Source organism: Lysobacter sp. (genome assembly GCF_035655815.1).
In the GTDB taxonomy this organism is placed as follows: domain Bacteria; phylum Pseudomonadota; class Gammaproteobacteria; order Xanthomonadales; family Xanthomonadaceae; genus Lysobacter_J.
Genome location: NZ_DASRTS010000018.1, coordinates 45344 through 58689, shown reverse-complemented (window position 1 = coordinate 58689; position 13346 = coordinate 45344). Strand labels below are relative to the sequence as shown.

Sequence of the window (13346 nt, the reverse complement as noted above, 5' to 3'; positions counted from 1 at the left end):
GAAACCGCCATGCTTGCCGTGACCCGCAACCGACTTACCCAGGCCGTCGTCGCCGCCCTCATCACCACCGCCTCGCTGCCCGTCCTCGCCCAGGACACTACGCCGCAGGAGCCGACCACCCAGACGCCCGAGGCGACGACCTCGGCCCGGCAGCAGCCGGTCGAACTCGACAAGCTGGTCGTCACCGGCACCCGCGTGCAGGGCCGCTCACCGACCGAATCACTTTCGCCGGTGGACGTCTTCAGCCCGGCCGAGCTGGAGAAGCAGGCCTCGGCGGACTTCACCGACCAGCTGGCCACCGTGGCGCCCTCGTTCAACACGCAGCGCTTCCCGATCGCCGACGGCACCGCCTTCATCCGCCCGGCCAACCTGCGCAACCTGCCGCCCGACCAGACGCTGGTGCTGATCAACGGTAAGCGCCGCCACCGCTCGGCGCTGGTGAACCTGCAGGTCGAACCGTTCGGCACGGTGAACCAGGGTTCGCAGGCGGTGGACTACAGCCTGATTCCGTCCGCCGCGATCTCGCGCGTGGAAGTGCTGCGCGACGGTTCGTCCGCGCAGTACGGCTCGGACGCCATCGCCGGCGTGATCAACGTGCTGCTGGCCGACAACGCCGAGGGCGTGCGCGTGGACAGCCAGTACGGCTCGACCTACGCGGGCGACGGCGACAAGTGGCGCACCTCGCTCAATTTCGGCCTGCCGCTGGGCGATGGCGGCTTCTTCAACATGACGGCCGAGTACTTCGACAGCGAGTTCACCTCGCGCGGCATCCCGCAGGCCGTCGCGGCCGAGGTCGGCGCGTTCCGCGGGCGCGACCAGGTGCCGTTCGACGGCCTGGGCCAGCGCTGGGGTGATCCGGACGGCAAGGGCCTGCGTTCGTTCTTCAACGCCGAATACCCGATCAACGACAGCGTTAGCCTGTACGGCTTCGGCAGCTACGCGGACCTGGAATACGACTCGAGCTTCTTCTATCGCGCACCGGTCGGCGTGCCCGGCGTCACGCCGCGCAACACGCTGCTGGTGGACAGCGACGGCGACGGCCTGCCGGACCCGGTCGATCAGGCCATCATCGACGACATCAACGCGCGCGGGCTCAACCCGAACGATTTCGTTACCGCCGATCCGACCAGCCCGTCCGGGTTCGTCGCGCTCAATCCGATTTACGTGCTGTTCCCCGGCGGCTATGCGCCGTCGCTCGGCGCGGACGTGGAGGACTACGAGGGCGTGTTCGGCGTGAAGGGTGAGACCGGCGCCGGCCTGCGCTGGGATTTCAGCGTGCGCCAGGGCCAGAACGAGATGGTCTACACCATGACCAGCTCGATCAATCCGAGCCTGGGCCGCACCAGTCCCACCACGTTCCAGCCCGGCCACCTGACCCAGCTGGAGCGCGGCGCCAACCTCGACTTCGCGTATCCGTGGCAGAACGACGTGTTCGCCTCGCCGGTCAACATCGCCTTCGGTGGCGAGTGGCGCGAGGAAACCTACAAGATCGGCACCGGCGACCCGGCCTCGTACGCCGCTGGTCCCACCGGTCCGCTGTTCGGCATCGGTTCGGATGGTTTCCAGGGCGACGCGCCGGAAGCGGCGGGCAACTTCACCCAGTACAGCCGCGCGGCCTACCTGGACGTCGAAGCCGACCTGGTCGAACGCTTCACCGTCGGCCTTGCCGGCCGCTACGAGGACTCGTCCGAGTTCGACAGCACGTTCGACTGGAAGGTGTCCTCGCGCTTCGAGTTCACCGACGCCTTCGCCGTGCGCGCCACCGTCAACACCGGCTTCCGCACGCCCACGCCCGGCCAGATCAACACGCTGGACGTGACCACCACCGCCGACGCGAGCGGCGCGCTGGTGCCGCTGGGCACGTTCCCGGTCAACAGCGCCGCCGCGATCGCGCTGGGTGCGCAGCCGCTGGATGCGGAGGAATCCTTCGCCTACTCGGCCGGCTTCGTCTACGCGCCCAACGATGTCTTCAGCCTCACGCTCGACTACTACAACATTGAGGTCGAGGACCGCATCGCGCTGCAGACCATCAACATCACCCCGGGCTCGCCCGAGCAGCAGGCACTGATCGACGCCGGCGTGCCAGGCGCGGAACTGCTGGGCCAGGTGTCGTACTTCGTCAACGGCTTCGACAGCACCGTGCAGGGCGTGGACCTGGTCGCCACGTATCGCTCCGACTTCGGCAGCGCCGGCACCGGCGTGTTCGACCTGCGCCACAGCTACAACAAGCAGGAAGTCGACCGCGTCGCCACGGTGCCGGGCACGGGCGCGCCGGTGATCGATGCCGAGCGCGTGGCCGACCTGGAAAACCAGCTGCCCAACAACCGCAGCGTGCTGACCTTCGACTGGCAGTCGCCGTGGAATTTCGACGTGACCGCGCGTGCCAACTACTACGACAGCTGGGAGGACTTCACCTTCGGCGAGCAGGCGGAGTTCAGCTCGGAGTGGCTGTTCGACCTGTCCGTGACGTTCGACTTCCTCGACGACATGGCGCACGTCACCGTCGGCGGCAACAACATCTTCGACAACTACCCGGACCGCGAGACCAACAGCACGCTCAACTTCCTCGGCGTGAAGTATCCGGTGTCCTCGCCGTTCGGCTTCAACGGCGGCGAGTGGTACGTGCGGGTGACCTACCAGTTCTGACCCGTGTTTCCGTCGGTCGGGCGGTTCTGCCGCCCGGCCCGACGGATCGGTCCACCACTGCGATGGCGCTCACGTTTGCGCCAGACGCCCGGCTGACCGGCCGACGGGATGTCGACATCCTGTGACGGACGCACCGGTTCCCGCTCCGCCGCTCGGTTAACGTGCGCGCCTCGCCGAAGACGGCGACCACATCAAGCCAGACGGGACCGGTTCGACCGGTTCCGGGTGGCGCACGGAACCCACAGGGGGGAGAAACGCCGGGCGACGGGGAGGTCGCCCGGCGTTGCTTTTTTGGGGTTGGGTTCGCGGTTGCGCAATGTGGAGTGTGCCGGAGCAGGAACGTGGGGCCGGGCGACCTGCGGAGTTGCGCCTCCTGCTTGCTCTTCGACGCTATGGCTGCGGTCTGTCGTTCCGACACGCTCGCTTTGCCTCTTGCTCATCATCCCGGCGAAAGCCGGGATCCATGTGCTGTTGCTATTGCTTTTGGTCGTCAGCCTTTGCTCTTGCTCGTCATCCCCGCGAAGGCGGGGATCCATGGACTTTTCACGCCTTACAGGACGCGGGCCGTCGTGGAGCCGTTGCTGTTGCTCGTCATCCCGGCGAAAGCCGGGATCCATTTCGCTGTGCCTTGCTCGTCATCCCCGCGCAGGCGGGGATCCATGGACTTTTCACGCTTTACCGGTCGCATGTGAGAAGCGGAAGAGCCAAAGCTTCCGTCCGTCTAAAGCCGGCCGGGTCACTTTTCTTTGCTGACCCAAAGTCCGACTGGATTCCCTTCGGTCAAACGTAACCAAAAGAAAGGGTCTTCCCCGACACAGCAATCCCACGACCGGCGAGGGAGTCGGGGCCCCCGAAAGTCGGACGTGCCTTTGGCACGTGGCCCGCGCTTGCGGCGCGGGCGTTCGGAGGATGCGCGAGCCAGTGGCTCGCAAGCACGCATCGCCCTCACTCCCTGCCTCCTTGCTTAGCGCCGCACATCCCTGTGCGACGCCCTCCGGGTCTAGCGATGTGGTTGGCTGTTCACAGCAACAGCAACAGCAACCGGGGAATCGCACCGGCAAAGCGTGAAAAGTCCCTGGATCCCCGCCTTCGCGGGGGTGACGAGCAAGAGCAAATGGATCCCGGCTTTCGGCGGGATGACGAGCAAAAACGGGAAGCGAGCGGGTCAGAGCGATCGCTGTCGAAGCGTCGAAGACAAAGCAAGGGCATGCCTGCGAAAGACGCATGGGTCGACATGTCTGCCGAGCGCCCGGAACCGGCCGAACAGTCCAGCCGAGAACAGCCTACGGCCTCTTCCCCGTCGCCTGCGCGATCGCCTGTATGCGCGCGCGCTTCATCGCCTCGCCCACGTCGGGGCCGCTGAGCCCGCGTGCGACCTCGTCCGCGCGGACCGTCATCGCCGCAGCCAGCGCGTCCTGCAGCGCGCGGCCCTGTGGATACGGAACATCCTGCAATCCCGCGCGGCCGCGCTTGTCGGCTTCGCAGACGATCGCCATCTGCGCGATGCGCGCGGGCTTGCGGAAACCATCGCAGCGGGCGAGCAGTTCGTACACGGTGCGTGCGCGCAATTCGTCGAAGCGGTGCACGTTGAGGTGCTCGCGACACACGGCTTCGGCCAGTTGGCGGTATTCCGTCGGTACCTTCAACCGGTCGCACAGCCTGCGCAGCGGCGCGACGCCGGCCTGCTCGTGGCCCAGATGCTTGGGCAGCACGTGTTCCGGCGTGAGCGCCTTGCCCAGGTCGTGCGTGAGCGCGGCGAAGCCGATCAGGTCGTCGCCCGGCGCGAGCTGCGCGGCCATGTCGCAGACCAGTTCGATGTGCACGCCGGTGTCGACTTCCGGGTGGTACTCCGCGCGCTGCGGCACGCCGTAGAGCGCCTCCACCTCGGGCAGCACCGCGTCCAGTGCGTCCGCTTCGTGCAACGTGCGGATGAAGGCCGACGGCGTGCGGCATGCGAGTGCGCGGCGCAGTTCCTGCCAGACGCGTTCGGCGGTGAGCTCGGACAGCTCGCCCGACGCGGCCATCTCGCGCATCAGCGCCATGGTTTCCGGCGCCACGGTGAAACCCAGGTCGGCGAAGCGCGCCATGAAACGGGCGGCCCGCAGCACGCGCAGCGGATCCTCGGCGAACGCGGGGCCCACGTGGCGCAGCACGCGCGCCTCGATGTCGCGCGCGCCGCCATATGGATCGATGAGGTGGCCGTGCTCGTCCTGCGCGATCGCGTTGATGGTGAAGTCGCGTCGCTGCAGGTCTTCTTCCAGCGTCACCGACGGATCGGCGTCGACCACGAAGCCGCGGTAGCCGCGTCCGCTCTTCCGCTCGGTGCGAGCCAGTGCGTGTTCCTCGCCGGTGTGCGGATCCAGGAACACCGGGAAGTCGCGGCCGACGGCCTTGAAGCCGGCCGCTTCCATCGACGCCTGCGTTTCGCCCACCACGACCCAGTCGCGATCACCGGGCGGCAGGCCCAGCAACCGGTCGCGCACGGCGCCGCCGACTAGATAGCGCTTCATTTCAGCGCGGTGCGTGCTGCGCCAGTAGCGCCAGGATGTCCTGCGCGCCGCTGTCGCGCCCCAGCGAGCGCGCGATCGGCGCCGGCTGCCCGGACACCCACACGCGCAGTTCCGATTCCAGGTCGAAGTGGCCCGCGGTTTCGAGTGAGAACATCACGATGCTGCGATAGGGCACGCTCACGTATTCGACCTTGCTGCCGGTCACGCCCTGCTTGTTCACCAGGATCATGCGCCGGTCGGTGAACACGATCAGGTCGCGGATCAGGCCGAACGCGCGCTGCAGCGTCTCGCCGGGCGCGAGCAGCGGCGCGAAATCGGCGGTGAGGTTGTCGAGCGACTTCTCGCTGGCGTGGCCGAGCAGGGTGTCGAGCAGGCCCATGGCCGCCTCCGGGTGGGGTAGGGATGTGATCTTAAACGCGGCGCAGTGGTGGGCCGGTGTTGCCACACTGTCGCCGCTCCCGTCACCCATGCCGGACCAGGCGATCCCGCCTCAGCAACCCGCCAGGATCTCCGCCACCTTCGGTTCCACCGGCGTCGGCGTGACGCCGATGCGGCGCAGGCCGTCATCGAAGCTCACAGAGTCCAGTTGCAGCGAGCGCCAGTTGTCGCGGCTGATCGGCTTGCCGGGCAGCCATTCGCCCACGCCGGCCTGCAGCTTGCCGAGCGCGGGCGGCAGGCCCAGCACCATTCGATGCCGGCCGCGCGCGCGGGCCGACAGGCGCACGATCTCGCGCAGCGTCATCACGTCCGGTCCGACGAGGTCGTAGGTTTCGCGGAGGCTTCGCGGCTCGTCCAGCGCGCGGGCGAAGGCTTCCACTACGTCGCCCACCCACACCGGCTGGAACTTCGCTTCGGCGCGACCGATGGGCAGCACCGGCGCGTATCGAAGCAATCCGTCGAAACGGCAGAACAGGCCATCGCCCGGGCCTGCAATCACCGACGGACGGAACAACGTCCAGTCCAGGCCGCTGCTGCGCACGTGCTGTTCGGCGCGTCCGCGCGATTGCAGATAGTGGCTTTCGCCACGGCCGGCATTCAGCGCGCTCATCTGCAGCAGCCGGCGCACGCCCATGCGCGTCATCGCCTGGATCAGCGCGTCGGTGATGCCGACGAACACCTGCTCGAAGCCGTCGCCGCGGTCGCCCTTCTCGTTGAGGATGCCGACCAGGTTCACCACCGCGTCCGCATCGTCGAGCACGGCCGCCAGGAAGTCCGCATCGCTCACGTCGCCTTCGATCAGGCTTGCGCCTTGCGGACGCAACGGACGCTTGGCCGGATCGAGCCCGCGACTGAGCACGGTCACACGATTGCCACCCTGCAGCAGGCGCGCGACCAGATGCCGGCCTACGAAGCCGGTGCCGCCGAGGACCACTACATGCCGCTGTGCCATGCGCGGCAGTGTAGGCGAGCGGCGCGGTTCAGCGCTGTGATCGCGGACGGGATTGCGCGGCGGGCGGCACGGATGCGGGGTCGGTCGTCGGCGCAGCCGCCGGCGTCGGGCAGGCGAAGCGCTTGCGTGGTGCGTCCGTGCGGCCGCGCACGCGTTCGCTCAGGGTGAGTGCGTCGCCATACAGACGCCAGTCGTACAGCACGCTGAAGGCCAGCACGCGTGCCACGTAGTCGCGGGTTTCCTTGTAGCTGATGGTCTCGATCCAGAAGTCCGGATCCATGCCCGGTCGCTGCGACTGCCAGCGCGCCAGCGGCGTCGGACCGGCGTTGTAGCCGGCGATGACCTGGTACGGCTGGCCGCCGTACTTGTCCATCAGCTGCCGCAGGTAGGCGGTGCCCAGGATGATGTTGGTGTCCGGGTCGAACAGGCTTTCCGCGCCGCCCCACGGCAGGCCCAGGCGCGCGGCGACGCTGGCGCCCGTGGTTGGCAGCACCTGCATCAGGCCCATCGCGTTGGCGCTGGAGCGCGCGCGCGGCTGGAACACGCTTTCGGCGCGGATCTCGGCGGCCACCCATGCCGGGTCGAGCCGGTTGTTGCCGGCCTCGCGGCGGATCGTCGCCTCGTGGTGCAGCGGAAAACGCAGGCCGTACAGCCGCGATTCGTCAGGGTTGCGGCCCAGCGCGAACACCGCGCGGTCGAACCAGCCGTTGCCCTGCGCGACTTCCACCGCGATGCGGCGCTGCTCGTCGTTGTAACGCGACAGGGCGTCGTCCCACTCGTGCGTGGCCCACCCGATACGGTCGATCTGGAACAGGCCCATCGCGCGCACCATGGCGTCGTCGCGCGCGATCGCCTGTTGCGCGGCCGTCGACGTCACCGGCAACCAGGGGCACAGCGCATACGGCTGGTCGAGGCGATCCGCGGCGAGGAAGCCATGGAACTCCGGCTTCTTCGCGGCCTCGCCGTAAAGGCGCTGCGCGTCGCTGCGGCTTCCGGCCAGTTCGTTGAGGCGCGCTTCGAAGTAGGTCCAGCGCGAGTCGCCGCGCTGCTTGGCGCCCATCTTGCGGATGGCCGCGAGCGCGGCGTTCCAGTCCGAACGCGACAGCGCCTCACGCACGCGCCATTCGTGCAGGCGTTCGTCGTAGGAGGCCTCGGGCACGGCATTGAGCCGGCGCGCGGATTCGGGTTCGTACGAGGCCACCGTCCACAGCGCGATCTGGTACAGCGCGCGGCCGCGCTGGGCCTCGCTCAGGCCCAGCGCCTGCGCGTAGCGCGGCAGGATCGCCTCGGCGCCTGCCGGCGACGACTTGCCGTACTTCGCCAGGCCATGCGAGGCGATCTCGCGGCTGCGTTCGGTCTTCGGCCAGTTGAACGCGCGCTCGTGCGGTGTGTCGAGGAAGGCGGCGTAGTCCTGCGCCAGCGCCAGCTGATCGGCGGGCAGGCCGCGCGCGGCGGCGCGCATCACGCCCGGTTGCCACTTGGCGGCCGCCAGCTCGATGCGCTCCCAGCGCAGCTCGGGCGGCAGTCCGCCCTGCGCGGCCAGCGCCGCGATCGGTGCATCGCATTCGTCGGGAAGCGAATCGCCGGTACGCCAGATCGCCTGCGCGTCGCGCGTCCACTGCGCATCCGCGCGGCCTAGCTGCTGGCGCGCGTTCAACTCATGGCAGCGCAGGGTGACGTTCTTGATCTGCGGATCCCATGCGGCCAGCACCGACGGCCAGTCCTGGCGACGGCCGGATGCGGCGATCCATGCATCGCGGAACGTGGTGCCCGCGGCCTGGCCACGATGGCGCGACAGGTACGACTGCGCGCGATCGGGCGCCAGCGTGTCGATGTTGCGCCGCAGGTTGGCGTACTCGATCCAGGCATACAGCGGATGCTGCGCGAGATCGCGATATTGCGTGGCGTCGAAGCGGCCCGCCTCGGCATCCTCGATGGCCGCGCGCACGCGCGGCAGTTTCGGATCGGCCAGCGGCTTGGGCAGGGGCGGAATGACGACCGCAGGCGCGGCCGCGGTGGTCTGTGCGCAGGCAGTCGTGGCGACGGCAACGCTGCACGCAGCGAGTACGATGATGAATGGGCGGGGGACCATTGCCGGGACTATAGCCCAGCATCGTGAAGCGACCGTCGCCGCAAGGCGTGCCGCGGTCAGGCGGCGTTGCGCATCGCGCTTGGCGCGGCCACGCTGCGCAGGTTCGCGTCGTCCATCGCATTTGCATCAGGAGATTCCATGGCCGTTGCGCTGCTCGTCTTTCTTGCCCTGGGTGCGGTGGCCGGCGTGCTCGCGGGGCTGCTCGGCGTCGGCGGCGGCCTGGTGCTGGTTGCGGCGCTCGCGTGGCTGCTGCCCACGCTGGGCGTACCGCAGGAAGCGGCGATGCACGCGGCGCTGGCCAGTTCGCTGGCGAGCATCGTGCTGACCGCAGCCGCCTCGGCGCGCGCACACGCCTCGCGCGGCAGCGTGCTGTGGCCGACGGTGGCGTGGATGGTGCCGGGGCTGCTCATCGGCGGCTGGCTTGGAAGCGGGCTTGCCGTGCGCATCGACGACGACGTGTTGCGCTGGATCGTCGCCGGCTACTGCTTCATCGCCGCGGCGCAACTCACGTTCGGCGGCTCGCGCAGCGCCGTCGGCGACATCGTGCCCGCGCCGAAAGGCGTGCCGATGGCCGCGGCGGGCCTTGGCATCGGTGCGGTGTCCGCGGTGGTCGGCATTGGCGGCGGCAGCATGACCGTGCCGTTGCTCGTATGGCGCGGCGTCGCGCCGGTACGCGCGGTGGGCACGTCGTCCGCATGCGGTGTCGCCATCGGCATCGCCAGTGCGGTGGGCTATGCATTGCACGCGCCCGCCGGCGCATTGCCGCAATACGGCATCGGCTACGTCTATCTGCCCGCGGCGATCGGCGTCGCCGCCGCGTCGGTGCTGGCCGCGCCCTACGGCATGCGCCTGGCCCATCGCCTGCACGGCGACACGCTCAAGCGCGTATTCGCCGCCTTCCTCGCGCTGGTCGGAACCAGCCTGGTGCTGGGCGGCTGAGTGTCACGCATCCGCTTCAGCGGATGTCGATGCGCAGGGTGTATTTAGCGACCTGGTTGCGCCGTGCCTGCGCGCGCGGCTGATAGACCTCGATCCGGTAGTTGCCCGTTGCCGGCAGCTTGCCGGTGAAGCTCTGCCCGTCGGACTCGAGCGACAGCGATTCCTGTACGTCCGGCGCGAACAGATTGAAGTACGCGTTGGTCGTGCCGGACAGCTTGAGGCTGATGGTCTGGCCGGCTTTCGCGGCCAGCATGTACGCGACCGTGTCGTAACCCTGCACGCTCCCGCTGACCGTAGTGCCGGTGGCGCCATGGGCGAACTTCACCGGAACCGTCGTGATCTTGTCCGCAGCGAACGCGGGAGCTGACAGCAGCGCGATGAGCAACAGTGCGGCGAGCTTTCGCATGTGCGCGTCCCGGCAGTGATGGAGCCAAGTATCCATGGGGAGCCCGAGGCGCCGTGAAGGCAGTCGGCCCATACGCATGAAGCTCGATTCGTACGTTCTCACGGTCGCCAGCTATGCCGAAAGTGGTGCTGACTCTTTGCCGCTTGTGGCGGCTTTACGGATTGTTTACAACTTTGGGACGCCGTAGCCGGGGGGTGCGGCGCGAAGCGCTGTCCGCCACTTTTCGACTTTTAAGGGAGAGAGAGTGATGAAAGCCTTGCGCCATCAGACCCTGAGCAGAGCCATCCAGCTGTCGTTGTTGCTTTCGCTTCCGGGCCTTGCCGCCGCCCAAGAGGCAGCGGCGCCAGCCCAACAGCAGTCGCCGACCACGCTGGATACCGTGACCGTCACCGGTAGCCGCATCAAGCAGACCAACGCCGTCACCGCGCAACCGGTGTTCGTGCTCGATCGCAGCAAGATCGAGGCGACGGGCTTGCAGAGTGTGGGCGAGCTGCTGCAACAACTGACCGCCAGCGGCAAGGCGCTCAACGCCAAGTTCAACTCGTCCGGCAACTTCGGCTATCCGCCCGACGGCGGCGGCATCGGCGCAGGTTCGGCACAGGTCGACCTGCGCAACCTGGGATCGCAGCGCACGCTGGTGCTGGTCGACGGCGTCCGCTGGGTCAACGAATCCTCGGCTTCGGGCGTGAGCGGCAGCGCCGACCTCAACACCATTCCGCTGGCCATCATCGAACGTGTCGAAGTGCTGGAAGACGGCGCTTCGGCCATTTACGGCTCCGACGCCATCGCGGGCGTGGTCAACATCATCACGCGCAAGAGCTTCGACGGCGGTGAAGCGCACGTCTACTACGGCGAATACGAGGACGGTGGCGAAACCACAGAGGCCAGCATGACCCTCGGTGGCAGCGGCGAGCGCTGGTCGGCGGTGTTCACCGCCAGCTACTTCGAGCAGGAAGAGATCAGCTCGGCCGTGTGGGAGCAGTCGGCTTACCCGACGCCCGGCACCGGCGTGCTGGCCGGCAGTTCGGGCATTCCGCAGGGTCGCTTCACGTTCTGCGATCCTTCACGTCCGACCGATGGAGTGGGCGGCTGCGATGCCGACGGCAACAACTGGTACGACATCACGCTCAACGAGGGAACCACCACGCCGGTGTTCGATCCGGAGAGCCTCAGCGGCGGCACATTTCACCCGTTCGGAAACGCCGACCGCTTCAACTTCGCGCCGTACAACCTGTTGCTGACCCCGCAGAAGCGCAAGTCGATCTTCACCAACCTGTCGTACGACATCACCGAAAACACCCGGCTGCACATCAAGGGCCTCTACAACAACCGCACCTCGACCAATCAGGCGGCACCGGAACCGATCTTCGTCGGCCCGTTCGCGGGGACCGGCGGCATTGCCGACACCATCAGCATCAGTGCGGCCAATCCGTACAACCCGTTCGGCATCGACCTCAACGCCGACAGCAACCTGGGCTTCGTCACCCGCCGTCCGGTCGAAGTCGGCCCGCGCATCTTCAACCAGGACGTCGACACGCTGTACTTCAACATCGGCCTGGACGGTGTGTTCAACATCGGCGATCGCGGGTTCGGTTGGGACTTCAACTACGCGCATTCCGAGAACAAGGCCACGCAGGAATTCCTCAACGGCTACAACGTCGCCAAGTTGAAGCTGGCATTGGGAGATCCGGCGATCTGCGCGCTGGTGCCGGGTTGCGTACCGCTGGACCTGTTCGGCGGTCAGGGCCGACCGATGACGCAGGAGATGATCGACTACATCCGCACGCGCCAGATCGACTCCAGCAAGCAGGTGCTGGATCTGTTCTCGGCCAATGTCACCGGCGACATGTTCGATATCGGCGACCGCACGGCCGGCTTCGCGGCAGGCGTGGAGCATCGTCGCTATCGTGGCGACTTCAACCCCGATCCGCTGCGCCAGAGCGGCGAGTCGCAGGATTCCTTCGCCGCGCCGGTGTCCGCCTCCTACGACGTTGACGAGGTGTACGCCGAGTTCAACTTCCCGCTGGCGAGCACGCTGGAACTGTCTGCAGCGATCCGCTACTCGGACTACTCGACCTTCGGCGGCCACACCACCGGCAAGGCGGGTTTCCGCTGGCAGCCCATCGAGGACATCGTGGTTCGCGGTACCTACTCGCAGGGCTTCCGCGCACCGAATCTCGGCGAGCTCTACGGCCTGACCCAGTTCGGCGCGACGCTCGCCGACCCTTGCAGTTCATCGGACGGTGCGGGCCCCGCGCCCGAATACGCCGCGGGCTGCGCCGCGCAGGGAGTGCCGGTCAGCTTCGAACAGGCCAACACGCAGATCACCACGTTCACTGGCGGCAATCCGGACCTGGATCCCGAAGAGTCCGACAGCTACACCCTGGGCATCGTGTTCAGCCCGTCGTGGAGTGAGAACGTCGACTGGTCAAGCAAGATGGACTTCGAGGTCACCTACTACAACCACGAGATCGAAGACGCGATCCAGGCACGCGACATCCAGGAACTGCTCAACGCGTGCCTCCGCGCGGGCGGTACCGACCCGACGCTGTGCTCGCCCTTCAGCCGCGGCGCGGGCAGCAACCTCAATCCGCCGAACAACTTCCTGGACAACCTCGGCCACATCAAGACCGACGGTGCCGACTTCAAGGTCAACTGGTTGGGGCCGGAGTGGGGCTGGGGCCACATGACGGCATCGCTGCAGTCGACCTGGGTCAACGACTACGAGGCGGTCGATATCGACGGCATCGTGTCGCAGCGCGCGGTCGGCATCGAAGTGGACGACAGTGCGATCCCAGAATGGCAGACCAACGTGCAGGTCGGCTGGGGCAGGAACGATCTCAGCGCGAACTGGACGATCCGCTACATCAGCTCGGTCGAAGAGGATTGCACCAACATCGACTTCGATGGCTTCATCCCTGGCTGCGAAAACCCCGAGCGGATCAATACGCTGGGTTCGGTGACCTACCACGACGTGCAGTTTGCCTGGGCCAATGCCTTCACCGAAGGGCTCAGGCTGAGCGTGGGCGTGAACAACCTGTTCGGCAAGGAGCCGCCGGTCTGCATCACCTGCTCGCTCAACGGGTACGACGCGGGAACCTACGACCTGCCGGGTTCGTTCTGGTACGTCAGCGCGGATTACCGCTTCTGATGCCGTAAGGGTGATTGGTTAGAGGCGTGAGATGGACGGCCGGTGACTGCACCGGCCGTTCTCACTCGACACGCTGCCGGCTTTGCTTACGCCCTGCTCAAGCGGCCGGAACCTGTCTTCATCGCCTGATCTGTTCGTTGGCTCTGAATTCGCCATCACTGGCACGCCAGCGCGCGCGTCCAGCGTCTCTTCAGGCTCACCCGATGCCGGTG

At 67.4% G+C, this 13346-nt stretch carries 8 protein-coding genes; 3 read left to right on the top strand and 5 right to left on the bottom strand.

All coding sequences use genetic code 11. The features are described 5' to 3' along the window. Positions 1–9 precede the first annotated feature (9 nt). Complete coding sequence (locus tag VFE83_RS04495) at positions 10–2646, top strand: TonB-dependent receptor (protein ID WP_324903686.1); 2637 nt, start codon at positions 10–12, stop codon at positions 2644–2646. 1283 nt (positions 2647–3929) lie between these two features. On the opposite strand, the gene VFE83_RS04490 is transcribed toward VFE83_RS04495, so the two are convergent. The 4 genes from VFE83_RS04490 to VFE83_RS04475 all read right to left on the bottom strand — a co-directional run bounded on the left by VFE83_RS04490 (position 3930) and on the right by VFE83_RS04475 (position 8638). Continuing rightward, positions 3930–5156 (bottom strand): multifunctional CCA addition/repair protein, encoded by a 1227-nt coding sequence (locus VFE83_RS04490; protein WP_324903685.1) that lies wholly within the window; start codon positions 5154–5156, stop codon positions 3930–3932. Between the two features lies 1 nt (position 5157). Continuing rightward, positions 5158–5535, bottom strand: coding sequence for a PH domain-containing protein (locus tag VFE83_RS04485; protein ID WP_324903684.1), 378 nt, complete (start codon positions 5533–5535; stop codon positions 5158–5160). Between the two features lie 111 nt (positions 5536–5646). After that, positions 5647–6546: a complex I NDUFA9 subunit family protein gene (locus VFE83_RS04480; protein WP_324903683.1), complete on the bottom strand. Its 900-nt coding sequence runs from the start codon at positions 6544–6546 to the stop codon at positions 5647–5649. 28 nt (positions 6547–6574) lie between these two features. Next, complete coding sequence (locus VFE83_RS04475; RefSeq protein WP_324903682.1) at positions 6575–8638, bottom strand: lytic transglycosylase domain-containing protein; 2064 nt, start codon at positions 8636–8638, stop codon at positions 6575–6577. 138 nt (positions 8639–8776) lie between these two features. Here VFE83_RS04475 and VFE83_RS04470 point away from each other — a divergent pair, with 138 nt between their 5' ends. Next, on the top strand, positions 8777–9577 hold the full coding sequence (locus VFE83_RS04470; protein ID WP_324903681.1) for a sulfite exporter TauE/SafE family protein: 801 nt from the start codon (positions 8777–8779) through the stop codon (positions 9575–9577). Positions 9578–9593: 16 nt separating this feature from the next. Here the strand turns inward: VFE83_RS04470 and VFE83_RS04465 are convergent, their stop codons facing one another. Next, on the bottom strand, positions 9594–9983 hold the full coding sequence (locus tag VFE83_RS04465; protein ID WP_324903680.1) for a g-type lysozyme inhibitor: 390 nt from the start codon (positions 9981–9983) through the stop codon (positions 9594–9596). A 247-nt stretch (positions 9984–10230) separates the two neighbouring features. On the opposite strand from VFE83_RS04465, the gene VFE83_RS04460 reads away from it, so the two are divergent. Beyond that, positions 10231–13134 (top strand): TonB-dependent receptor, encoded by a 2904-nt coding sequence (locus VFE83_RS04460; protein ID WP_324903679.1) that lies wholly within the window; start codon positions 10231–10233, stop codon positions 13132–13134. Positions 13135–13346: the final 212 nt, after the last annotated feature.

Bases quoted from the DNA above. Each gene is read 5' to 3' on its own strand.
- VFE83_RS04495 (WP_324903686.1), top strand. From the start codon at position 10: ATGCTTGCCGTGACCCGCAACCGACTTACCCAGGCCGTCGTCGCCGCC.
- VFE83_RS04490 (WP_324903685.1), bottom strand. From the start codon at position 5,156: ATGAAGCGCTATCTAGTCGGCGGCGCCGTGCGCGACCGGTTGCTGGGC.
- VFE83_RS04485 (WP_324903684.1), bottom strand. From the start codon at position 5,535: ATGGGCCTGCTCGACACCCTGCTCGGCCACGCCAGCGAGAAGTCGCTC.
- VFE83_RS04480 (WP_324903683.1), bottom strand. From the start codon at position 6,546: ATGGCACAGCGGCATGTAGTGGTCCTCGGCGGCACCGGCTTCGTAGGC.
- VFE83_RS04475 (WP_324903682.1), bottom strand. From the start codon at position 8,638: ATGGTCCCCCGCCCATTCATCATCGTACTCGCTGCGTGCAGCGTTGCC.
- VFE83_RS04470 (WP_324903681.1), top strand. From the start codon at position 8,777: ATGGCCGTTGCGCTGCTCGTCTTTCTTGCCCTGGGTGCGGTGGCCGGC.
- VFE83_RS04465 (WP_324903680.1), bottom strand. From the start codon at position 9,983: ATGCGAAAGCTCGCCGCACTGTTGCTCATCGCGCTGCTGTCAGCTCCC.
- VFE83_RS04460 (WP_324903679.1), top strand. From the start codon at position 10,231: ATGAAAGCCTTGCGCCATCAGACCCTGAGCAGAGCCATCCAGCTGTCG.